This is a genomic window from Enterobacter sp. MGH 16, from assembly GCF_000493175.1.
Lineage (GTDB): Bacteria > Pseudomonadota > Gammaproteobacteria > Enterobacterales > Enterobacteriaceae > Enterobacter > Enterobacter roggenkampii.
In genome coordinates this window covers 1,020,324-1,040,353 of sequence record NZ_KI535695.1, presented here as the reverse complement: position 1 = coordinate 1,040,353, position 20,030 = coordinate 1,020,324, and the positions used below count along the sequence as shown (strand labels likewise).

Sequence of the window (20,030 nt, the reverse complement as noted above, 5' to 3'; positions counted from 1 at the left end):
GTCAGCCTTTTCTTTCCAGGAACAGCACGGAGGCAACGAGAATAACGGCAATAGCGAAAAACGATGAGGAGATAATCAGCGTTTCCACATACATGTGATCGTTCATGATGGCGACCCTTTTGCGATATCTGCTTTCGTTTTAATCCGCGTAAATGACAAGGTTATGACAACGATAAAATCTTTTTAACACTGTTCTCTGCCGCGTTTGCGCGTACAGTAAACAGGACCATTATTCTGGCAAGGATTCCCTATGTTTGACCCTACTCTGCTCATTCTTCTGGCACTCGCCGCGCTCGGCTTTATAAGCCATAACACTACCGTCGCCATCTCGATTCTGGTGCTGATCATTGTGCGCGTGACCCCATTAAATACCTTTTTCCCGTGGATAGAAAAACAAGGCCTCACCATCGGGATTATCATCTTAACCATTGGGGTGATGGCGCCGATTGCCAGCGGCACCCTTCCCGCCTCAACGCTGCTGCATTCGTTTGTAAACTGGAAATCGCTGGTGGCGATCGCGGTGGGGATTTTTGTGTCATGGCTGGGCGGACGCGGCGTCACGCTGATGAGCAGCCAGCCCTCGCTGGTGGCGGGCCTGCTGGTGGGCACCGTGCTGGGCGTGGCGCTCTTTCGCGGCGTGCCGGTCGGCCCGCTGATTGCGGCAGGCCTTGTCTCGCTGTTTATTGGGAAGTCGTAGTCAGGCTGGCCATATAACGCGCCGGCGTCTGGCCCAGTCCCTTCCTGAACATGGTGATAAACGCGGTGGTCGAGTCATAGCCCAGTGACTGGGCCACCTGCTGCACCGATTTGCCGCTTATTAAATGCTGTAACGCCACAATCAGCTGCAGCTGGTGACGCCAGCGGCGGAAGCTCAGACCGGTCTCCTTCACTACCAGCCGCGCCAGATTGCGTTCGCTCATGGCGAAGTGGCTCGCCCACTGCGCCAGCGTCTGCCAGGCGGCGGGCTCTTCCGCCATCTTCTCGCTCATCAGCCTGATTTTGGGATGGGGCGACACGGGCAGCTGCAGATGCTCCTGTCGCTGGAGCGGCAGCTCGTCAAACAGGACGTCCACCAGACGCGAGGTGGCCGCGAGCTGCAGCTGTTCACGTGATTTTTCCGCGAGCGATAAAATCAGCTCCCGCACCAGGGGGGAGATTTTCAGGGTACAGCAGCGCTCGGGCAGGCTGGCAGCCCCCGGCTCAATGAACAAAAAGCAGAGCTGCGCGCCCGGCGTGGCCCTGTTACTGTGCGGCATCTGTCCAGGGATCCAGACGGCATACTGGGGCGGCACCATCAGCATGGCATTTTCCACTTCACAGGTGATTGCGCCGCCGAGGGCCAGAATCAGCTGCCCCTTACGGTGATGATGAAGCGGAATATATTGTTCCTCCGCCACTACCTGAATGCGAAATGCGACGGCCGCATCGTACTGGCTATCTGGATCGTAGCCTTCCAGTCCCAGACCAATCATCAGTTTGTCCGATATGAGCGATAAACTGTCATTTTAGCCTGATTTCAACCGCTGAGAAAATCGGTATTGTGTGCGCTCGCTTGAACGTATGAGAACATAATGACTACTGCTATTCGCACCTCAGGAAAACACGGCGCGCTGTTGATTGCAGGCATCCTGATGATTGCCACTACGCTTCGCGTCACCTTTACTGGCGCAGCGCCGCTGCTCGATACCATTCGTCTTGATTATGGCTTAAGCACGGCGCAAACCGGTCTGCTGACCACCCTGCCCCTGCTGGCTTTCGCCCTTGTCTCGCCGCTCGCCGCAGGCGTTGCCCGGCGTATCGGCATGGAGCGCAGCCTGTTTATCGCCCTGCTGCTCATTTGCGCCGGGATTGCCGTTCGCTCGCTGCCTTCCGCCACTTTGCTTTTCATCGGAACGGCGATCGTCGGCTGCGGTATTGCGCTCGGGAACGTGCTGTTACCGGGATTAATTAAGCGTGATTTTCCGGGCCAGGTGGCGAAGCTCACCGGCGCCTATTCCCTGACGATGGGCGTCTCGGCGGCGTTTGGCTCAGCGATGATCGTTCCCCTTGCACAGGGGAGCGCGGGCTGGCATGGCGCGCTGCTGATGCTGATGGCGTTTCCGCTGGTCGCACTGCTGCTCTGGCTGCCGCAGTGGCGTCAGAAACACGTCGCAACGGTAACGGGCGCAGGCGCGCTGCAAAACCGCGCGCTCTGGCGCTCGGCCCTCGCCTGGCAGGTGACGCTCTTTTTAGGAATTAACTCGCTGATCTACTACGTCATCATCGGCTGGCTGCCGGCGATATTGCTGAGCCACGGCTACAGCGAAGCGCAGGCCGGTTCGGTGCACGGTCTGTTGCAGCTGGCCACGGCCGTGCCGGGACTCGCCGTTCCGCTGATCCTCCACCGCCTGAAAGATCAGCGAGCGATCGCAGGCTTAGTGGCCCTGATGTGCGCAATAAGCGCGGCAGGATTATGGTTTATGCCCGGAATGGCGGTGATGTGGACGCTGATGTTTGGCTTTGGCACAGGGGCAACAATGATCCTCGGCCTGACGTTCATCGGCCTGCGCGCCAGCTCTGCGCACCAGGCGGCGGCGCTCTCCGGAATGGCACAGTCGATTGGCTACCTGCTTGCCGCCTGCGGCCCGCCGCTGATGGGGAAAATTCACGATACTGCAGGAGACTGGCAAATCCCGCTTCTGGGCTGTGCGCTGGCCGCTGTGATAATGGCTATCTGCGGTGTGTTAGCCGGGCGAGACCGGGAGATCGCGCCCCGTTAAATCCTGAGGCAGACCACCGGGTCTGCCTTTTTTACCCGCGCGCTGCGCGCAGCATCGCCTGCACCAGCACGACCGGGCGTCCTTCCAGCGCGGCACGTTCATGCTGGAATAAGGTGATCACGAAGAACGGGTGCGTCACCAGCTCCGCGGCACGAATTTCACCCTGATCGTCCCAGCCCGTTACATGCATATCACCGCTTTCCAGCGCCTGCGCAAACGCCGGCGACACGCCATAGTTACAGTGATACCCCTCTTCAATTTCCGGCTTGCCGTACGCTTTGGCGATCAGCGTATTATTGCGCAGCTCAATGGCATCCGTTTTTTCCATCAGCGAGCAGGTCAGCGGCGCAATCACCATGGTGCCTTCGGTATCCGTCTCAGCGTGTGCCGCATCAGCCCAGCCCAGCACGTTTCGGGCATACTCAATCAGCGCATGCTGGAACCCGCCGCAGGTGCCCAGGAACGGGATGCCGTTCTCACGGGCGTAGCGCGCGGCAATAAAAGCGGCCGCCGTGTTTTTATAGGGGCTGGCAGGAACCAGCCAGATGGCATCGTAGCCCACCAGATCTTCAGCGCTTGTTAGCTCCGTCGTGGCCAGCCAGTCGTAATCGGCGGTGAGGTCAAGCACTGCAGCGGCGTCGTCAATGGCCAGCGGGATAGCCTGATGCGCAATAACATTGGGATTGTAATCGCCAACCAGCGCAATGCGCAGCGTTGTTTTAACCGGGAGGTGTTCCATGAAAGGTTCCTTATGCCAGAGTATTATCAGATAACATAAGGAACCTCAGACTACCGATCTTTTGCAATTATCACAATACCTTAAATTGGGAGGGTGGAATCATGATTCAGTGCAAACGGGTATACGAACAGGCAAGCCCTGACGACGGCTATAGGATACTGGTGGACAGGCTGTGGCCGCGCGGGCTGAAGAAAACGGATCTCGCGTATGACGAATGGTGTAAAGCGCTCGCGCCCTCAACTGAACTACGCAAGGCCTTTCACAGCGAAACGATTGATTTCGCCGCCTTCAGTCAGGCCTATCGGGAAGAGCTGGCGCAGCAGGCTGACGAGGGCGCGCGTCTGGCGACGCTGGCGCGCAGGCAGACCGTCACCCTGCTCTTTGCTGCCAAAAACACGGAGCAAAATCACGCTCTGGTCTTAGCCGACTGGCTGCGCCATCTGTGATCAGCCGATCGTCAGTTCATCCAGAATTTGCGGCGCTTCATCCGGGGTGAGCGGCATCAGATGTTCGGCGCGGACAAACGCAAAGCCGTGCTGGTTGTCAAAGGCGTAGACATCACCCGTCACCAGCCAAAGCGCGCGATCTGCGGTGACCGGTAATTGCGTCATCACGCCGTTGACCGGGTTAACAAAACGCAGGCCAGGCTGGCAAAGGCCAAACAGCTCAACGGATTTACCAATATTGCGACGGCCTGACGCCGTGCGGGCGCCAACGATCATCGCCATGCTGCCCGGTTTTAGCTGAAACATACTTCTCTCACGATAACGAACGCCAGGAACTGGCTAAGAATAATCTTAAAGAGAAGTGTATCGCAGGCAATATTACTTTGTCACCTGGCGGGTTGCGGATGGTCGCGACGATAGAGCGTCCATTCATCAATCACTTCGCCGCCCGGTAATTTGCACTCGGTACGCACGCCCTGCGGGCTTTGAACCGGGACCTGTTCCCCGCCTTTCTCCAGACAGTAGACGGAAGCTGGGTTCGCCATACCGATAACGTGCGGCGGTTTCGGTGCATCAGGTGGCGTGGTTTTGGCGGTGCAGGCGGCCAGGGGAAGCGCCAGCGCCAGAAGCAGAAATCTCATCTCATTGATCCTTTTGACGTCATCAGAGTCTAAGGGTAACGGGTCATCGCCACGTTCTCCATGATTTCTCCATTTTAACTGCACTTTTCAGCACTATAGTGTGGCATGTTCTCGATATGACCAGAGAACATCATTCCGTAATCAAGATGTCTTTGCCCCGGTCTCAACAACGGGGCTTTTTTTCTCGCCTGCTGCCCGCCCCCTGCATATATTAAATTTTCTGTATTCATGTTTTACTATGTCTGAAGCCTAAAAATTCAGCATAACATGCAGATGCAGACGTCTTCTGCCAGGGAGTCATTCTACGTCATGTCGGATCTTATCCTCGCTCGCGTTTCAGAAACCCTTGCCACCGAGCAATCCCTTGAAAGCCTCGTTCGCCAGCTGCTGGAGATGCTGGAGATTGTCACCGACATGGAGTCGACCTACCTGACGAAGGTGGATATCGAAGCGCGGCTTCAGCACATTCTCTACGCCCGCAACAGCAAGCAGATGACGATTCCTGAGGGGCTGAGCGTCCCATGGGATGAGACGCTGTGCAAGCGCGCGCTGGATAGTGACACGATATTCAGCAATGACGTGCCCGAGCGTTGGCCCGAGTGCGAAGCTGCGAAAGCACTTGGCATTACCACCTACATGAGTATTCCTGTCCATCTTGCGGATGGTTCACTTTACGGAACGCTCTGTGCCACCAGCACGGCCAGAAAGCCGCTGAGCGAGCGCGGCGAACAGGTTCTGAAGCTCTTCGCCGGGCTGATCGCCCAGTCCATTCAGAAAGAGTCGCTGGTCACCCAGCTTCGCGAAGCCAATGCGGCCCTCATCGCGCACTCCTATACGGATGCCCTTACCGGTTTACCCAACCGTCGCGCCATTTTTGAAGATCTGACCACCCTCTTTTCTCTGGCCCGGCATCTTAAGCGTAACGCCATCATCGCGTTCATCGATCTGGATGATTTCAAACTGATTAACGATCGTTACGGCCACGAGGCTGGCGACCAGTTCCTGATAGAAGTGGGCAAGCGTTTGACGGAAGAGAAACAGCAGGACGATATTATCGGTCGTCTGGGCGGGGATGAATTTCTGGTGGCGTCGCTAAGCCAGCCCCACCAGGACGGGGATAACGCGCAGCTTACGCTGCTCAAAACGCGCCTCAGCGCCTGCATCGCTGGCGAATACTGGCTGGGCAGCGTTCATATTATTTATCCGGGCGCCAGCTTCGGCGTGATCGAAGTGGACCCTGCCGCAACCGATCCTGACAGCGCGTTACGCGCTGCGGATGTCGCGATGTATCAGGATAAGAAAGGAAAAAGCAAATCACGCTTTCTCACTATAGATTAACCCCGTACACTCTACGGCGTTACAGAAACCGAAACAGGTGATGGTATGAGAATAGGGATCCTCTTCCCGGTCGTTATATTTATAACGGCGGTGGTATTTTTAGCGTGGTTTTTTGTCGGCGGTTACGCGGCGCCGGGGGCATAAATGCGGAAGACAACCGTCATTATGCTGATCGTTGCCATCGCGGCGTTTGCCGGCACGCAGCTTGGCTGGTGGTAAACGCCAGTACGTAAAAAGGCCGCCATCTGGCAGCCTTTTTCAACGCTTTCAGACCTTAGCTTTTGATCTTTCTGTAGATAAACAGAACAACCAGCGCACCGATCACCGCGACGGCGAAACTGCCGAAGTTAAAGCCATCGACCTTGCCAAAACCGAACAGCGTACTGATCCAGCCGCCGACTACCGCGCCGACAATACCCAGTATTACGGTGACGATAAACCCACCGCCATCTTTGCCCGGCATGATCCACTTCGCCAGAATACCCGCAATAAGCCCAAAGATAATCCAGGATAAAATTCCCATAACTTTCCTCTCTGTATGGTTTTTGTCATTAAATCAACGACACAAAAAAGAATAGCACAGGATTCCAGAAAGGAAATTTGTGATAAGCATCACAATGAGAGAGTGGGGAATTATTCATCAAAAAAATGTACGGGCCACAGAAACTGTGGGGTTGCATCTTTTATTGAGAAAGATTATCTTTCTCAACACTGAATAGTTGAGAGAAACACTCAAGTATTCAGTACGACATTGCTCACATTGCTTCCAGTATTTCTTGCCCACTCCTGAGTGGGCTTTTTTTATGCTCATACCCCAACAAACGCGTACCGGTTTCGTCCCGCGCGTTTCGCCTGATAGAGCGCCTGGTCTGCGGCAATAATGATATTTTGCTGGCTGCCTGCAATGTCGACGGCACGGGCGGTGGAAATTCCGACGCTTACCGTCACCCGGCCGAAGGGGCTAAAGGCATGCGCGATTTGCAGCGAGAACACATTGCGAATAATCGTCTGGGCCAGACGAAGTGCCTCCTGAATATCCGCATCCGGCAATATCAGCGCAAACTCCTCTCCGCCGTAGCGCGCCACAAGCTGATTATCACGGGTAAGGCTCTCCCTGAGGCTGTTTCCGAGCATTGCCAGACACCGGTCCCCTTCAGGATGACCATAGTTATCGTTGTATTTTTTGAAGTAGTCCACGTCCACGATCAGTACCGAAATCGGCGCGTCATGCGCGGCGCACGTAGCAATTTCCGAGAGGATTTTTTCATCAAAGACGCGGCGGTTGTACAGCCCGGTCAACGCATCTTCTGAAGCGATAATCTTCAGCGCTTTGTTATCCCGTGTTTTTCGGGACAGGTCGGAATACAGGAAGTACGACGCCACGATGAGTATCGCCGTAAACACGAAAATGAGTACCGCCAGCTGAATCGCCTGCTTGCGCCAGGGTGCAAGAGCTTCATCAATGCTGACGGCCACTGTGGTGACCAGTCCGTAGCGTCGGTTTTTCTCATAGGCATAGATGCGCTCGATTTTATCAAACCGTGAGATGGAGCTGGCTATCCCCGTATTTTGTACTTTGAGATATTTCCTGAAGAGCGGTGAATCAGAAACAATCGTGCCGATATAGGTATTTTTAAAGGGATAACGGACCAGCAGAACGCCTGATTGCGTCGTTAAGCCGATGACGCCCGAGTGGCCGATATTAATCTGCCCGTAGAGTGCCAGAAAATTTTCAATACCGAGCGTCACCACCACGACACCGTTAAATGCCCCGGACTGGGTTTCAAGGCGCCGACTGAGGGTGATAACCCATTTGCCATTGGTTCTGCTTACCACCGGCCCCCCAATAAAGACCTGCTGAGTTTTATTTTCCTTGTGATAGATAAAAAACTCTCTGTCCGAGCCTTTGCGTGGCCCCGTGAAACTTTCATGCAGCGCGGTGAAGATATCGCCCTGAGCATCGTAAACAACCACATTATTAATCTGGGTAAGAAGGTTATCCTGATTATGGATCATGTGCTGAATATTGGTCGCCTGCTGCGGGGTCATGCCATAAATTTCGATTATGTCGGAAACGGTAGTAATTAACATTTCACTCTGGCGCATGATCCCTTCAGTATAAACATCCAGGGTGTGGCTAAGATTAGCGACGCTGGTATTAATTTGCTGGATTGACTGCTGTCTGGACGTGGCAATTTGGACGGCAAGCGCCAGCGAGATGATCAATGAGACAATGATGACGGTAATGGTTGTTGTGTAAAAAGTATTTTTCACATGCACGAGCTTTTCCACCTTATCACGCCTGATATCCCTGGCTGACAACTCTTGTCACTGTAACAAAGCTCAGGATAAGAGGAAAATGAATTGCACTTAAGCATACAACAGAAGCTCGTCTTTATTTTGTGTTTCACCGCCAGGCAACCCGCTCTATTCCTGATTTTTTTACAGCGCCTGACGTTTTACAGCATCACGGCCTCCCTGGGCTTAGATAAAATGACTTTAATAAAATCGATATAGGAGACGGGTTTACCAAAATAATACCCCTGCAACAGGGTAATTTCATTACGGTTGAGGTACTCCAGCTGCTCTTTCGTTTCTACACCTTCGGCCACGATACGCAATGAAAGTTTTTTCGCCAGGTCAATAACGCAGTCCAGCAGGATCGTTGAGTCCTTCTCCTCAGAAACCCGGTTAACAAAGCTTTTATCAATTTTAATATAATCTATGGCAAGCGCATTAAGACATGACAGCCCGGAATACCCCGTCCCAAAATCATCCAGTGCAATGACAAAACCGGCGTTATGCAGCGCGTTGAGGTTTTCCAGCAGATGAGGATTATCGATCAACGGTTCACGTTCGGTCACCTCGAGAACCAGCTTCACGGCTTTACCCTGAAACCCCTTGCCGAAGAGACGACAGTCACCGAGGAAAGAAGGGGCATCAATGTGTCTGGCGCTGATGTTCACCCCGATATGGAACCCATCCGGTAGCTTCGGCAACAGCGGCTTAAGCTGTGTGACCACTTTCGCCATCAAGCCTTTGGTCAGCGGAATAATCAACCCGCTACGTTCAGCAATCGGAATAAAGACATCCGGCGGGATAAACCCAGACTTTGGATGCTTCCACCTTGCCAGGACTTCAACACCGTATAACCCGCCGGTGTCCCCGTTCACGATCGGCTGGTAATAAGGCACGATCTCTCCCTGTAAAATGGCCTTACGCAAATCGTCTTCAAAGGTGGTGCTTTTTCCCTTGTATCGACGGATCAAAATGCCCACCGCCAGGGATAGCGCGAGAATCAGCAGTATCAGGCTCCAGCCCTGGTGCAGTAGCCGCGTCAGGCTAAAAAAGGCAGGCGGTTGCCAGGCCAGACTAAAGGGGAATTGCGAAGATGCCGTAAGTGAACCCGTCCACGAGGCCGCTTTCCATCCGGTCACGTCACCGTTGCGCGTAAACATGCTTTCGCCGACAACCAACCCCAGGTCAACGCTGTTTGATGCATTCGCGATGACGTCCTGCAAATGCGCATCACTGACGCTGACGATGATGCGCCCGCCCGCGATGGGCATCTGGAAGACAAGTACCGGGATGCCGTTCACCAGTTGATTACCGGGGAGCAGCATTAATTCTTTTTCAGGTAGCGTCTCAGGATGAACAATCAATACGCCATTCCCCGGAAGGGATGTACAGATGATTTGCCCCTGCTGCTGGATCATGATGGCGCGCAGATGCGGTTTTAGCGCAGCTTCTGTCCCCAGCGCCAGCTGCCCGCTGCTGGTACACCCCTGCTCCGCAACGCGCTTCGCCGTGTTGGCCGCACTGACGGCTTCCGACAAAATGCTTTCTATTTTCTGGATGCTTACCGTGGCGGTATGAACGTTATTCATTTTCGCCATCTGCCATAACTGCCAGTTAATAATCAGTATGCCGATCAGAAAAAGAAACAGGGCACTGAGAATAGGGATCATCACGTTGCGCACGATGTTTTCCTTAATAGAATAAACAAGCATGAAGGATCTGAAAGAAGAACCCGTGGTTTACCTGACGTTGCCGATCGCAATGAAAATAGCTTAGCTGAGAATTGTCTTAAAAAACTGATGCTTTCGTATGAGTTCACCCGCCCGAATTTGCTCACCCGGCGTGACTATCAGGCTTGTGCCTTGCCCAGGCTGTGTTAAGATTTATGAATTCAGGGAGCGGACAGGATAACCGGAAAATGAAAAAGCGCATTGCCGTTGCGATCGTTTCAACGCTTCTGGTCATCCTGTCTCTTTATGCGGTCAATGCGGTTATCCTTGGTCAGCAAAAAACCAAACAGCTTGAAATATCCCGGACCCTTTTACATTATTCCGAAGACCTGTCCCAAAACGTGGCGCTGGGCCTTAAAAGCATAACGACGCAGGGGTGTGATAAAACCAGCCTTGATAGCTACAGACAAATAAAGCTTAACAACCTCTATTTCGGCGATATCGGTTTTATTGAAAAAGGAAAAATTATCTGTACTGCTTTTTGGGGTAAACTCGCGACGCCCGTTCCACTTCCTGCGGAACTGCATAAAACGCCGAGAGGTTTTCTCCTCGCGCAGTTTTCAAGAAAAGACTTTTTCACGGGCAATGCGGCCATTTATAATAATATTATTATCTTCACCTCCCGCTATGCTTACGATAAATTCACCCCGGTTACCGCAAGCTATTCCCTGAGTGCCACCACAAAGGACTTTGGCCGGATCTTTTTTTCGGCTGCCCCCGACCTGCGAGCGCGGAGCTGGCTGCACTCCACGTTGTTCACCCTGACCATTACACAGTGCAGCGCCGTGTGGGATTTATGCGTGATTGTAAAACATCACGATGCGGGACTGGCCTCGTTACCCCCGTTTATCTTGACGTTTCTCGCGATCATTCTCTACTTTATCTGGGTCGCGATAGCGTTATTTGTCTTCCGTATCCATGAAGACCGTTTTTCGCTGGAACGTACGCTGATCAAAGCCGTGATAACAAATACCTTCAGCGTTAACTATCAGCCCATTATTCGCATTCGCGATCAAAAAATCGTGGGCGTGGAAGTTCTGTCGCGATGGCGCGATCAAAAACACGGAGACGTCTCGCCGGAGCTGTTTATCCCATTGATTAAGAAAATCGGGCTGTATAAAAGATATTATGGCAATGTTATCGGTAAATCGCTCTCAGAAATTGCCCCGCTGGCGATTAAGCATCAGCTGATCGTTTCAATCAACGTTGGGCGGAAAGAAATTGAAGACGGACAGTTTATTAACATTTTGCGTCGCGAGTGCTTAGTCAACAACCTTCCCCTTTCCCTGATGAAGGTCGAGCTTTCTGAGAAAGCCGTTTCCGCGGCGGATATCCTTGAGGGATTCTGCCAGGAACTAAAATCGCTTGGCGTTAAAATTTCAATCGATGATTTCGGCGTGCAAAATTCAAATCTGGCGCGGCTGTCGCAGCTTGAATATGATGAAATTAAAATTGACAAATCGCTGGTGGATGGCATCAGCGAAGATTATAAGCAAAACATCTTTGTTATCTTCAGCGATGCCCTCGCGAAGTTGAATAAAACCCTTGTGTTCGAGGGCGTGGAAAATGAAACTCAGTATCGCTTTATTGCGAACAGATATCCCGACGCGCTGATCCAGGGATGGTATTTTTCAAAAGCACTCACCCGGAGCGAGCTGGCGAAGCGACTCACCGGCGTCGCCCCCTAACATGAAGCCTGTCCTGCTCGTTTTTTTACACTCGGACGTTTCCATTTTTTCCGCCAAAACATATAGTCGTCATATTCAGACGGTAGATTACCCTGAAGCACACTCTTATTTTGGTTAAAAACGTGAAATTATCCTTAGTTTTTCCAGCAGTACTCTTTTTTCTGATCGTTATTTTCGCGCTGCTTGTCGATAAACCCGCTTCGCCTATTCTGCGGAAAAAATGCATGTGGTCCGATAGCGTGATGCTGAGCTGTATCGCAAAGCATCACCATAACGGTTTTGAGGCAGGCTATTCATTTCCCCACTGATTGAGGAAGTTCGCAACATCATCAATGCGACCCGCACGGATCCCGGCTTCTGTGGCCATATCCTGCTGGGCTTCCTCGCTGATCTCCTCATTATTCGCTAAGCGGGTAAGCAGCAGCTGGAAATAGTGTGCAAGCGCGTCGCGCTCTGATTCCGCGACTTGCTCTGCGGCCTCCGTCGCGTACTCATCGGCAATATCATAATATTTCAGGGGGATATCGTTGTGCATAACAGTCTCGTCTCTGGTCAATAAAGGTAACGTCACGAGTATATCGGACGCATTATCTCAACCAAAGCATTGCTTCAGATGAGTAACGCAAGCAGCGCAGCGAGTGCGGGAATGGCCTGCACGTACAAAATTTTACGACTGGCGGTGGCTGCGCCAAAAAGCCCGGCGATCAGCACGCAGGTCAGGAAGAAGATGGCCACCTGAATCCCGTTTTCGCCGAGCCAGAGGCTCCACAGCAGGCCCGCCGCCAGGAACCCGTTATACAGCCCCTGATTCGCCGCCAACACGCGGGTGTCGCGTGCAAAATCAGGACGCAGATTAAAGGCCTTGTGCCCGGTTTTGGTATTCCACAGGAACATTTCCAGCACAAGAATGTAGAGATGAATAAGTGCAACGACAGTGATAAGGACAGTGGCTAACATCGGGTTGTCTCCCGCGGGCAGAGGCAAAAAAAACGGGAACCCTCAGGCCCCCGCTCTTGTTTAACCCAGAATCTGGATTACATGTTCGCGATAATCGCGTCGCCAAACTCTGAGCATTTCAGCAGCTTAGCGCCTTCCATCAGACGTTCGAAATCGTAAGTTACGGTTTTCGCGTTGATCGCGCCTTCCATACCTTTAACGATCAGGTCTGCGGCTTCGAACCATTCCATATGACGCAGCATTACATGTTTGAGCTTTACTTAAGCTACTGCTTTTACAGATAATTATCAACATTCTTTGTTTCATTTTACGACATTAACGCCATGTGCTAACTTGCTGATACCACTATCTTTGTTTTTAGTTTTGGGGAATGAAATGACTGGCGATCTCCTTCTAAGTACATCTTTCGAGCACCTCCTTTGCTGCCCTCATTGTAAGGGTACTTATCTGCACCAATACAAATACGAAATTTTTGACCGTACAGAGGATGCACAAGAAGGTAACCACGTGGTTGTCGATGGATCCGAAGTGACTATCAATCGTTCGATGGAGGGAAACCCATCAGCCAGAAGGGATGGATTGAAAATTTATTTCACTTGCGAAGGGTGCGAAGAAAATCCGACTTTGCTCATTACTCAGCACAAAGGGCAAACCTTTCTTCAGTTTGAGTAAACGCTGTCATGGGGTGTCGGGGGTCGGAGGTCGGAGGTTAAAATCCTCTCGTGCCGACCAAAATTATTATCAAAACCAGCCTTTTATGGCTGGTTTTTTCTTTGTGTAAAATCTATATGGTGAAACTATGGTGAAATGATGGTTTAACCGTGCTTTAAATCGCCGGGCAATCATCGTTCCCTACCCTGTTAAGGCTATGCGTTAACACTCCAAAAACCTCCACGTCATCCAGCGCGTCGCCTTCTATCGCTTCACCATCTTCAGTGACCAACGCAGAACCGTAAAGCTTTGCAAACTCATTCCTGTTATCCATTCTTACCAGGAGCGTATCTCCCTGCTCTGGTCTCAGGGCAACGTTAATGACAGCCCAACCACATGACTTCTCTATTACCCGGCAGTTCCCGTCAATTCCGCATAGCAGATCTATGGTTAACCGCTGTTCCTGGTAATCCATTGCCGGTGAAGGAAAGCCCATTAGAAAACCCTCCCCATGTTACGCAGAATCCAGTATCGGTTCTCGCTCCCGTTTGTTGTCTTATCGGCGAAGTCTGGCTGGTATCGCTCGATCCATGCATTTGCATCCGTCTGACTGAAATGCCAGTGCCTCTCCTGCAGTTCAGCGATGAATTTGTCTGTACGCAGACAGAGATAGCCCTTCGGGTTTTGCTGTATGGCCGCAATAAAAGCAGCACGAATATCCGGTTGACGAGGCATAAATGAACCCTCATTCGCCCATTTACTGTATACATATACAGTAGTATTTTTATAAAAACAGATCAAGAACAGGATTTTTTAACTTAAAGGGGATCGGTATGTTTGTTGAACTGGTTTATGACAAGCGAAATGTTGATGGGCTCCAGGGGGCCAGAGAGATCATCCTAGCCGAGCTGACGAAGCGGGTGCACCAGATTTTCCCTGATGCTGAAGTGAGGGTGAAGCCAATGCAGGCAAACGCCTTGAATAGCGATGCCAGCAAAAGCGATCGGGAAAAGCTTAACCGCATGCTGGAGGAAATGTTTGAAGAATCCGATATGTGGTTAGTGGAAGAATAATGCGCATGGACAACATGATCATCTCGGGAGCGCGTATCTACTTCCCGCCCGACAACCAGCTGCCAAAAGCATCCGACGACATGCTAACTTTTGCTGTTGTCCGGGATGCTGACACTATCCCGGATTATGTATTATTTATCCACAAAAGCGGTAAGTGGGAGCTTGCCTCCCCTCGTTTTTTCAAAGAAGCCGCGTTTGCGATAACCGCTGCCACCAAAATTGCAAGTAGTCGTTTCCCAAACGTTGCCTGCTGATCATCTGCTGGTAGAATGAGCGCTGGCTGGTAACCATTCAATACTCGCACTATCGGAAGATCACCAGCCAGCCGCCGCCCGTTCTTGCATACGACGGTGCGGCGGCTTCCTGGTTTACGCCACAACTGATAAAATGTTCACCTGAAGGACATTAAGCTTCGCTAGAAGTCTTATTGATTGATCAATTATCTATTGAATAACACAGCATAATTAGCAAAGATGAACAAAAATAGTTTTGAATTTCTAACAGGAACAAGGTGTTAAAGGAATGGCAAATTACATTGCTGTAACAAAAAAATACAGCGGATATTTAATAGCAATTTTATTCTCATCTTTTGTTATTAACTATTCATTTGGTTATCACGGAGCAAAGGGGATTGACATTGTATTCTCTTCCTTATGTCTAATTGTATTTTCATTTTACCCGCCACTTCAAAAAACAATACTACATCCTTTATTAGTATTATTAGCCTTTTACTTCCCTGTTGGCTATCTATACGGACAACCATCCTTATCAATTACTGCATCTCTTTTACAAACTAACCATTTAGAAACATTTGAATTTATAAAATCGGTTCCATTATTTTGCTATGCCTTACCATTATTGGTTGTCGCATCTTATTTCGCATTAAGAAGATACGCCTATACAACCAATATCCCGACAAAAGTAAAATTTTCATTTGTTTTCTTAACTGTAATTTTCATAATATCATTAGGTATTACTGGGAAACTAACCAAGATAAAAGCAGTTGATTTTGTTGCCAGCATCGCAAATTCATTCAATGCATACTCCAAACAAATTAATCAATTAAAATCAGGAAACACAAACGCTCAGTGGGGAATAATACCAAACAATACAAAATCACCTACAAACGTAGTATTAATTATCGGTGAAAGCATGCGAAAAGATTATATGTCCGCATTTGGCTATCCATTGCCAACAACACCATTCCTTAACAAAGCGAATGGCATATTTTACCGTAACTACATATCTACGGCTCCAAATACGTTTCTATCTCTACCAAGGACATTGGCGTTAAGCAGTGGTGTTAATGTCGATATATCTCATAACATTATAAACCTAGCCAAACAAGCAGGATACGAAACATTCTGGTTGTCGAATCAAGGCTTTTTGGGTGATTTTGATTTACCTACATCCAAACTTGCAACATATAGTGATCATCAAATATTCCTAAAAAAGGGAGACTTTGAGTCATTGAACACTGATGATTACTCATTGCTGCCTTATTTCAAAAAAGCCCTAAACTCATCAAATGGCCGTAAGTTTATTGCATTGCATATTATGGGTTCCCACCCTCAATTTGTAGATAGACTAAATGGTGAGAAGCCATTCTTCAATTACTCAAACAAAGACATATCAGATTATATATCAACATATAGAAAAACTGATAATTTTATAAAGTTAGTCTATGAAACACTTCAGTCAGAAAGTACTCCTTTCACTTTGATATATTTCTCTGATCATGGTTTATCAGAGAGGAAAATTGATGGGGGATTATATTTGAGGCATGGTGATAAAGTTAAGGAAAACTACAATGTCCCATTAATTGTCTTATCAGACACGCTCAGTAACAAAAAACACATAAACTCTCCTAAAAGTGCCTTTAACTTCATTTCATTTTTTGCTGAGGAATTAGGTGTGAAAGTTGTGGCACCAAAAATAAAAGACTGGAATGATACCAACGAGAAAATAGAAGTCTTCAATGGTCAGTCAATGATAGAATATAAAAGCTTGAATGATGAACCAGCGGAACGTTTAACTCACTGACATTAAGTTACTCCCTCCCAAACTTCTGGGAGGGATGCCAGCTAAGGCTTTACAGGCCATATAATGTTGTCAAAACTTGCTTCATCAATAATTTTGGAGAAACTCATCGCCTTTAACTGCTTAATGTAAGCCATCCATTTAATAAGATTACCCTTATCCTCATCAGAGATGATGTCAAGCTGGAGCTCAGTTCGCCAGTCGGCGGTTATCTCATTCGCCTGTGCGAGAAGAGTTTGTCTCTTCCGCTCTGCAAGTGCGATCTGTTCTTCGGTTGTCAGTTGTGGAGCATCTGCCCATTCAGGAAAACCGTCGGCGGAAATTCCCCTTATCTTTCCATCTGGAGGTGTTGCTGAATATTCCGCAAAAACTGCGTCATCAACGGGTATTAACTCATCAATATCCCAGCCAGCATTGCGATAGTCTTCAACCATTCCAGCAGGAATGAATGCGTTTTTGGATGGCGACCATAAATAGTTTTTCATTTCAGTATCCTATTGCCAGATAACGAACCCCAACCTGACCGGCAGTGCTGGACTGCACGCCATTGACGTAGCAGGCGGTAGTGACGGCAGTTAGTCCCGGATTGCCAATTTCGGTAAGGGTGAAGTTATTGGCCGATGCACCGACGAACGGCGTGGCGTAAACATGGAAGCAGGCTGTAGAAAATGCAATCGGGTATGTCCAGGGAGCAAAGCCTCCAGAATTTGAAAGCACCTGGCCCCACTGAATAATCAGACCCCCAGGCAATTTTTGCCAGCCACTTCCAGATAACGAGGCGGCAAAGCTGGACATATCAGGGAGTTGATTTGAACCTGTACCAACATTCTTCGTTGCAGCTGTTCCCAAACCAAGATTTGAAAGAGCTTCGGCCACTGCAGCAGAGCCATCATCTTTGATATCAGCAAATGGATGTGCGCGACTGAGCAACAATGATTTCAGGGCTGTCAGAAGCTGGTTGTGTTTGGATTTATCCAGCACAACCCCTGTAGCTTCCACCACGCCAGCAAGCTCTTCCTGCAGCATGTCAAAATAATCGTCATCAAGATCTGTGACCTGCTCCCCGTTGATTAACAAACCCCGATGTTAGTAATGTCTTCATAAGCCACATGAGGACATACCCATGAAGAAGCGTTTTTCCGACGAACAGATCATCAGTATTCTTCGCGAAGCGGAAGCCGGGGTTTCTGCCCGTGAGCTCTGCCGTAAGCACGCCATTTCCGATGCCACTTTCTACACCTGGCGCAAGAAGTTTGGTGGCATGGAAGTTCCTGAGGTGAAGCGGCTTAAATCTCTTGAAGAGGAGAACGCCCGCCTCAAGAAGCTGCTTGCCGAAGCCATGCTGGATAAGGAGGCGCTTCAGGTGGCTCTGGGGCGAAAGTACTGACGACAGACCACAAGCGGGAAGCCGTTAAGTTTATGTGTGATGCGACCGGTCTGTCGCAACGTCGTGCCTGCAGGCTTACTGCTTTGTCTCTGTCGACCTGCCGCTACGAGGCTCAGCGTCCGGCGGCTGATGCGCATTTATCAGGGCGCATCACTGAGCTGGCACTGGAGCGCAGGCGTTTTGGCTACCGCCGCATCTGGCAGCTGCTGCGTCGGGAGGGCCTTCACGTCAATCACAAGCGGGTATACCGTATTTACCACCTTAATGGACTGAGCGTAAAACGCAGACGACGCCGTAAAGGGCTGGCAACCGAACGGTTTCCGCTTCTGCGCCCGGATGCGCCGAACCTGACATGGTCGATGGATTTCGTTATGGACGCACTGGCCAACGGTCGGAGAATCAAGTGCCTGACCTGTGTGGATGATTTCACGAAGGAGTGTCTGACGATCACCGCTGCTTTCGGTATTTCAGGCGTTCAGGTCACGCGTATTCTGGACAGCATCGCGCTGTTTAGGGGCTATCCGGCGACAATAAGAACCGATCAGGGCCCTGAATTTACCTGCCGCGCGCTCGATCAATGGGCCTTTGAGCATGGTGTGGAACTACGGCTCATCCAGCCAGGTAAGCCAACGCAGAACGGATTTATTGAGAGTTTTAACGGACGCTTTCGCGATGAGTGTCTGAATGAACACTGGTTCAGCGATATTCTTCATGCCCGGAAAACGATTAATGACTGGCGGCAGGATTATAACGAGTGCCGTCCCCATTCATCGCTGGATTACCAGACACCAGCTGAATTCGCAACGGACTGGCGAAACAGGAAATATGAAGAAAAACCAACCGACATTACTAACTGAAGGTTGTATCTAATCCTGGGGGCAGGTCAGTAAGAGCCAAGCAATGGCGCTCCGATGACGCCGAAGATGAATGAGGTGATGAAGTAGCCCACCAGCTTAAGGCGGCTGATATTAACCGCCGTAGCGACATAGAAAACCGCACCAGCAAATGCACCAAACACTACACCATAATCAATGCCGGTTGCCAAACCGAACATGCTGGCCCCCATCAGACCACCAGCCGCTATCGTAGTGCCAGAAACAGGATCGGACATTTAGCCCCCTCTTTTGCAATGAATCCTCTCAGAACGATGGGATAAAAAAGCCACTATAAAAAAGCCATTAAAAACGAAAAAACCCCGCCGAAGCGAGGTTTTGAATTCTTTTAAGTTCGTGTCTAAATGACCATTCTTAACACATTACAACAAGATTTGCGGACCGCGTTAGAGTTTTTACATTCTTTTTACCACGGTAGAAGAAAACTCAATATCAATATTGAAGGATCATTAAATAGCCTCTTCAAACTAAATCATTTTTGTATCCTGGCAGTCCCTCCATCTTTCACTGGTGATATATAATCTGAGAACTCAGGATATAAAGATATTTTTTGCGTAGTTAACATAAACATAAATGTACCAAAAAATTTCATGTGATAATATTTGTCATTTTGTGGGCTTATGAAACAGTTTTTTAAGTTTTGCTGACGAGCCATTGGGATTGGGGCTTTCATTCCATCTGAAGCAGCATAGGCAAAAAGACCATCCTCGATACTAAGGATCAGGTTATGCCTATGCCTATATTGTATTTCATCAGAATAAAGCGCATCCATTTCATTTTCCAAATTGCTTATATCAAAATCAAGTTTTTTACAGATCAGTATACTAGAATATATATGAGTGGGATTATAGGTCGGTTTAAAAACAAAACCACTAGTGTCAATACTTAATGATGGGTTTTTTATTCTCTCGGCAATAGCTTTGTTTCTCGCAAGCTTATTTATGGCTTCTTGAAAATTAGCACGCGATAAATTTGATTTAACCTCACCGATGCAGTAAACAGATTCAACTGGGAAAAATCTATGTTTGTCAGCGCCTTGAAAAAGCGGTGTCATTTTAGAATCAAAAATAACGACATCACATTGTGTACTAATGTCATCCATCCCCGACATTAAGAAACCATTAGATATAGCAAGTCGCTGAGGAACTATGAAGCTCAAAAAATCCCTAACCACAGACTCACGATACATTCCATATTCACCAGCATGAATAAGGCGTTTCTTTTCCGGATCATAAAAAACCTCGTTCGAAGTTGCGGAAAAAGAATTTGTAAAGATATCTATTTTCTCGCGATAAAGCGCATCAAATATCCTACTTGACATATTATCCTCCAGTACACATGAATACCCATGTAATAAATTTAAAATCGTCATGGGTATATACTTCAGAGC

25 protein-coding genes and 2 pseudogenes are annotated in these 20,030 nt (G+C 49.4%); 10 read left to right on the top strand and 17 right to left on the bottom strand.

Features of this window, described 5'->3' with window-relative positions; genetic code table 11:
- Nucleotide 1: 1 nt before the first annotated feature.
- A complete protein-coding gene (yoaI, locus tag L362_RS24575; protein WP_008500736.1) occupies nucleotides 2–106 on the bottom strand; it encodes a small membrane protein YoaI in 105 nt (34 codons plus the stop codon).
- Nucleotides 107–250: 144 nt separating this feature from the next.
- Here yoaI and L362_RS17660 point away from each other — a divergent pair, with 144 nt between their 5' ends.
- A complete protein-coding gene (locus L362_RS17660; RefSeq protein WP_008500737.1) occupies nucleotides 251–697 on the top strand; it encodes a DUF441 domain-containing protein in 447 nt (148 codons plus the stop codon).
- Here the strand turns inward: L362_RS17660 and L362_RS17665 are convergent.
- Nucleotides 681–1,472: an AraC family transcriptional regulator gene (locus L362_RS17665; RefSeq protein ID WP_008500738.1), complete on the bottom strand. Its 792-nt coding sequence runs from the start codon at nucleotides 1,470–1,472 to the stop codon at nucleotides 681–683. The genes L362_RS17660 and L362_RS17665 overlap by 17 nt on opposite strands.
- A 99-nt stretch (nucleotides 1,473–1,571) precedes the next feature.
- Here L362_RS17665 and L362_RS17670 point away from each other — a divergent pair, with 99 nt between their 5' ends.
- The gene (locus L362_RS17670) at nucleotides 1,572–2,759 is read left to right on the top strand and encodes a CynX/NimT family MFS transporter (protein ID WP_008500739.1); all 1,188 of its coding nucleotides are present in this window, start codon (nucleotides 1,572–1,574) and stop codon (nucleotides 2,757–2,759) included.
- Nucleotides 2,760–2,790: 31 nt separating this feature from the next.
- Here the strand turns inward: L362_RS17670 and L362_RS17675 are convergent, their stop codons facing one another.
- Nucleotides 2,791–3,498, bottom strand: coding sequence for a CTP synthase C-terminal region-related (seleno)protein (locus L362_RS17675; RefSeq protein ID WP_008500740.1), 708 nt, complete (start codon nucleotides 3,496–3,498; stop codon nucleotides 2,791–2,793).
- Between the two features lie 101 nt (nucleotides 3,499–3,599).
- Here L362_RS17675 and L362_RS17680 point away from each other — a divergent pair, with 101 nt between their 5' ends.
- Nucleotides 3,600–3,944 (top strand): DUF488 domain-containing protein, encoded by a 345-nt coding sequence (locus L362_RS17680; protein WP_008500741.1) that lies wholly within the window; start codon nucleotides 3,600–3,602, stop codon nucleotides 3,942–3,944.
- Here the strand turns inward: L362_RS17680 and L362_RS17685 are convergent, their stop codons facing one another.
- Both L362_RS17685 and L362_RS17690 read right to left on the bottom strand, forming a co-directional pair.
- Nucleotides 3,945–4,250, bottom strand: a complete 306-nt coding sequence (locus L362_RS17685) for a nuclear transport factor 2 family protein (RefSeq protein WP_008500742.1) — start codon at nucleotides 4,248–4,250, stop codon at nucleotides 3,945–3,947. It abuts the gene before it with no gap.
- A gap of 80 nt (nucleotides 4,251–4,330) precedes the next feature.
- The gene (locus L362_RS17690) at nucleotides 4,331–4,585 is read right to left on the bottom strand and encodes a putative hemolysin (protein ID WP_008500743.1); all 255 of its coding nucleotides are present in this window, start codon (nucleotides 4,583–4,585) and stop codon (nucleotides 4,331–4,333) included.
- Between the two features lie 309 nt (nucleotides 4,586–4,894).
- Here L362_RS17690 and L362_RS17695 point away from each other — a divergent pair, with 309 nt between their 5' ends.
- Nucleotides 4,895–5,923: a sensor domain-containing diguanylate cyclase gene (locus L362_RS17695; protein ID WP_031274981.1), complete on the top strand. Its 1,029-nt coding sequence runs from the start codon at nucleotides 4,895–4,897 to the stop codon at nucleotides 5,921–5,923.
- Nucleotides 5,924–5,968: 45 nt separating this feature from the next.
- Nucleotides 5,969–6,067, top strand: coding sequence for a YoaK family small membrane protein (locus L362_RS24570; RefSeq protein ID WP_014883431.1), 99 nt, complete (start codon nucleotides 5,969–5,971; stop codon nucleotides 6,065–6,067).
- Here L362_RS24570 and L362_RS25025 read toward each other — a convergent pair.
- From L362_RS25025 to L362_RS17710, 4 genes are all read right to left on the bottom strand, one after another.
- On the bottom strand, nucleotides 6,046–6,168 hold the full coding sequence (locus L362_RS25025) for a hypothetical protein (protein WP_008500745.1): 123 nt from the start codon (nucleotides 6,166–6,168) through the stop codon (nucleotides 6,046–6,048). The two genes, L362_RS24570 and L362_RS25025, sit on opposite strands and share 22 nt — an antisense overlap.
- A 29-nt stretch (nucleotides 6,169–6,197) precedes the next feature.
- On the bottom strand, nucleotides 6,198–6,446 hold the full coding sequence (locus L362_RS17700) for a GlsB/YeaQ/YmgE family stress response membrane protein (RefSeq protein WP_008500746.1): 249 nt from the start codon (nucleotides 6,444–6,446) through the stop codon (nucleotides 6,198–6,200).
- Between the two features lie 284 nt (nucleotides 6,447–6,730).
- The gene (locus L362_RS17705; protein WP_369796316.1) at nucleotides 6,731–8,215 is read right to left on the bottom strand and encodes a sensor domain-containing diguanylate cyclase; all 1,485 of its coding nucleotides are present in this window, start codon (nucleotides 8,213–8,215) and stop codon (nucleotides 6,731–6,733) included.
- Between the two features lie 167 nt (nucleotides 8,216–8,382).
- Nucleotides 8,383–9,903 carry an EAL domain-containing protein gene (locus L362_RS17710; protein ID WP_023343911.1) on the bottom strand — a complete coding sequence of 507 codons (1,521 nt, stop codon included), beginning with the start codon at nucleotides 9,901–9,903 and terminating at the stop codon, nucleotides 8,383–8,385.
- A gap of 236 nt (nucleotides 9,904–10,139) precedes the next feature.
- Here L362_RS17710 and L362_RS17715 point away from each other — a divergent pair, with 236 nt between their 5' ends.
- Nucleotides 10,140–11,639, top strand: coding sequence for an EAL domain-containing protein (locus tag L362_RS17715; RefSeq protein WP_023343910.1), 1,500 nt, complete (start codon nucleotides 10,140–10,142; stop codon nucleotides 11,637–11,639).
- Nucleotides 11,640–11,928: 289 nt separating this feature from the next.
- On the opposite strand, the gene L362_RS17720 is transcribed toward L362_RS17715, so the two are convergent.
- The 4 genes and pseudogenes from L362_RS17720 to L362_RS17735 form a co-directional block, all read right to left on the bottom strand.
- A complete protein-coding gene (locus L362_RS17720) occupies nucleotides 11,929–12,174 on the bottom strand; it encodes a DUF2543 family protein (RefSeq protein ID WP_008500750.1) in 246 nt (81 codons plus the stop codon).
- A gap of 74 nt (nucleotides 12,175–12,248) precedes the next feature.
- The gene (locus L362_RS17725; protein WP_008500751.1) at nucleotides 12,249–12,596 is read right to left on the bottom strand and encodes a DUF1304 domain-containing protein; all 348 of its coding nucleotides are present in this window, start codon (nucleotides 12,594–12,596) and stop codon (nucleotides 12,249–12,251) included.
- Between the two features lie 77 nt (nucleotides 12,597–12,673).
- Nucleotides 12,674–12,841: pseudogene (locus L362_RS23715) on the bottom strand (isocitrate/isopropylmalate family dehydrogenase); the annotation flags it as partial.
- Nucleotides 12,842–13,742: 901 nt separating this feature from the next.
- The gene (locus L362_RS17735; protein ID WP_023343908.1) at nucleotides 13,743–13,982 is read right to left on the bottom strand and encodes a hypothetical protein; all 240 of its coding nucleotides are present in this window, start codon (nucleotides 13,980–13,982) and stop codon (nucleotides 13,743–13,745) included.
- 98 nt (nucleotides 13,983–14,080) lie between these two features.
- Here L362_RS17735 and L362_RS17740 point away from each other — a divergent pair, with 98 nt between their 5' ends.
- From L362_RS17740 to L362_RS23710, 3 genes are all read left to right on the top strand, one after another.
- Complete coding sequence (locus tag L362_RS17740) at nucleotides 14,081–14,320, top strand: DinI family protein (protein ID WP_023343907.1); 240 nt, start codon at nucleotides 14,081–14,083, stop codon at nucleotides 14,318–14,320.
- A gap of 5 nt (nucleotides 14,321–14,325) precedes the next feature.
- Nucleotides 14,326–14,574, top strand: coding sequence for a hypothetical protein (locus L362_RS17745; protein WP_155249601.1), 249 nt, complete (start codon nucleotides 14,326–14,328; stop codon nucleotides 14,572–14,574).
- Nucleotides 14,575–14,842: 268 nt separating this feature from the next.
- A complete protein-coding gene (locus L362_RS23710; protein ID WP_023343905.1) occupies nucleotides 14,843–16,363 on the top strand; it encodes a phosphoethanolamine transferase in 1,521 nt (506 codons plus the stop codon).
- A gap of 41 nt (nucleotides 16,364–16,404) precedes the next feature.
- On the opposite strand, the gene L362_RS17750 is transcribed toward L362_RS23710, so the two are convergent.
- Both L362_RS17750 and L362_RS25070 read right to left on the bottom strand, forming a co-directional pair.
- Nucleotides 16,405–16,845, bottom strand: a complete 441-nt coding sequence (locus L362_RS17750) for a tail fiber assembly protein (protein ID WP_023343904.1) — start codon at nucleotides 16,843–16,845, stop codon at nucleotides 16,405–16,407.
- A 1-nt stretch (nucleotide 16,846) separates the two neighbouring features.
- Nucleotides 16,847–17,386 (bottom strand): gp53-like domain-containing protein, encoded by a 540-nt coding sequence (locus L362_RS25070; protein ID WP_023343903.1) that lies wholly within the window; start codon nucleotides 17,384–17,386, stop codon nucleotides 16,847–16,849.
- A 97-nt stretch (nucleotides 17,387–17,483) separates the two neighbouring features.
- Here L362_RS25070 and L362_RS17765 point away from each other — a divergent pair.
- Nucleotides 17,484–18,604, top strand: a protein-coding gene (locus L362_RS17765) for an IS3 family transposase (RefSeq protein WP_155249600.1) whose coding sequence is annotated in 2 segments (ribosomal slippage) — nucleotides 17,484–17,742 and nucleotides 17,742–18,604 — 1,122 coding nt in all. Because the reading frame shifts where the segments join, the coding sequence is not laid out codon by codon here.
- Nucleotides 18,605–18,636: 32 nt separating this feature from the next.
- On the opposite strand, the pseudogene L362_RS17770 reads toward L362_RS17765, so the two are convergent.
- A pseudogene (locus L362_RS17770) lies at nucleotides 18,637–18,858 on the bottom strand (putative holin); the annotation flags it as partial.
- 254 nt (nucleotides 18,859–19,112) lie between these two features.
- On the bottom strand, nucleotides 19,113–19,961 hold the full coding sequence (locus L362_RS23425) for a DUF6602 domain-containing protein (protein WP_023343900.1): 849 nt from the start codon (nucleotides 19,959–19,961) through the stop codon (nucleotides 19,113–19,115).
- Nucleotides 19,962–20,030: the final 69 nt, after the last annotated feature.

Excerpts from the sequence above, each read along its gene's own strand:
- L362_RS17700 (WP_008500746.1), bottom strand. The coding sequence starts at position 6,446 with ATGGGAATTTTATCCTGGATTATCTTTGGGCTTATTGCGGGTATTCTG.
- L362_RS17750 (WP_023343904.1), bottom strand. The coding sequence starts at position 16,845 with ATGAAAAACTATTTATGGTCGCCATCCAAAAACGCATTCATTCCTGCT.
- L362_RS23425 (WP_023343900.1), bottom strand. The coding sequence starts at position 19,961 with ATGTCAAGTAGGATATTTGATGCGCTTTATCGCGAGAAAATAGATATC.
- L362_RS17745 (WP_155249601.1), top strand. The coding sequence starts at position 14,326 with ATGGACAACATGATCATCTCGGGAGCGCGTATCTACTTCCCGCCCGAC.
- yoaI (WP_008500736.1), bottom strand. The coding sequence starts at position 106 with ATGAACGATCACATGTATGTGGAAACGCTGATTATCTCCTCATCGTTT.
- L362_RS17735 (WP_023343908.1), bottom strand. The coding sequence starts at position 13,982 with ATGCCTCGTCAACCGGATATTCGTGCTGCTTTTATTGCGGCCATACAG.
- L362_RS17660 (WP_008500737.1), top strand. The coding sequence starts at position 251 with ATGTTTGACCCTACTCTGCTCATTCTTCTGGCACTCGCCGCGCTCGGC.
- L362_RS17690 (WP_008500743.1), bottom strand. The coding sequence starts at position 4,585 with ATGAGATTTCTGCTTCTGGCGCTGGCGCTTCCCCTGGCCGCCTGCACC.
- L362_RS17680 (WP_008500741.1), top strand. The coding sequence starts at position 3,600 with ATGATTCAGTGCAAACGGGTATACGAACAGGCAAGCCCTGACGACGGC.
- L362_RS25025 (WP_008500745.1), bottom strand. The coding sequence starts at position 6,168 with ATGGCGGCCTTTTTACGTACTGGCGTTTACCACCAGCCAAGCTGCGTG.
- L362_RS17670 (WP_008500739.1), top strand. The coding sequence starts at position 1,572 with ATGACTACTGCTATTCGCACCTCAGGAAAACACGGCGCGCTGTTGATT.
- L362_RS17665 (WP_008500738.1), bottom strand. The coding sequence starts at position 1,472 with ATGATTGGTCTGGGACTGGAAGGCTACGATCCAGATAGCCAGTACGAT.
- L362_RS17695 (WP_031274981.1), top strand. The coding sequence starts at position 4,895 with ATGTCGGATCTTATCCTCGCTCGCGTTTCAGAAACCCTTGCCACCGAG.
- L362_RS24570 (WP_014883431.1), top strand. The coding sequence starts at position 5,969 with ATGAGAATAGGGATCCTCTTCCCGGTCGTTATATTTATAACGGCGGTG.
- L362_RS25070 (WP_023343903.1), bottom strand. The coding sequence starts at position 17,386 with ATGCTGCAGGAAGAGCTTGCTGGCGTGGTGGAAGCTACAGGGGTTGTG.
- L362_RS17725 (WP_008500751.1), bottom strand. The coding sequence starts at position 12,596 with ATGTTAGCCACTGTCCTTATCACTGTCGTTGCACTTATTCATCTCTAC.
- L362_RS17675 (WP_008500740.1), bottom strand. The coding sequence starts at position 3,498 with ATGGAACACCTCCCGGTTAAAACAACGCTGCGCATTGCGCTGGTTGGC.
- L362_RS17715 (WP_023343910.1), top strand. The coding sequence starts at position 10,140 with ATGAAAAAGCGCATTGCCGTTGCGATCGTTTCAACGCTTCTGGTCATC.
- L362_RS23710 (WP_023343905.1), top strand. The coding sequence starts at position 14,843 with ATGGCAAATTACATTGCTGTAACAAAAAAATACAGCGGATATTTAATA.
- L362_RS17720 (WP_008500750.1), bottom strand. The coding sequence starts at position 12,174 with ATGCACAACGATATCCCCCTGAAATATTATGATATTGCCGATGAGTAC.
- L362_RS17740 (WP_023343907.1), top strand. The coding sequence starts at position 14,081 with ATGTTTGTTGAACTGGTTTATGACAAGCGAAATGTTGATGGGCTCCAG.
- L362_RS17685 (WP_008500742.1), bottom strand. The coding sequence starts at position 4,250 with ATGTTTCAGCTAAAACCGGGCAGCATGGCGATGATCGTTGGCGCCCGC.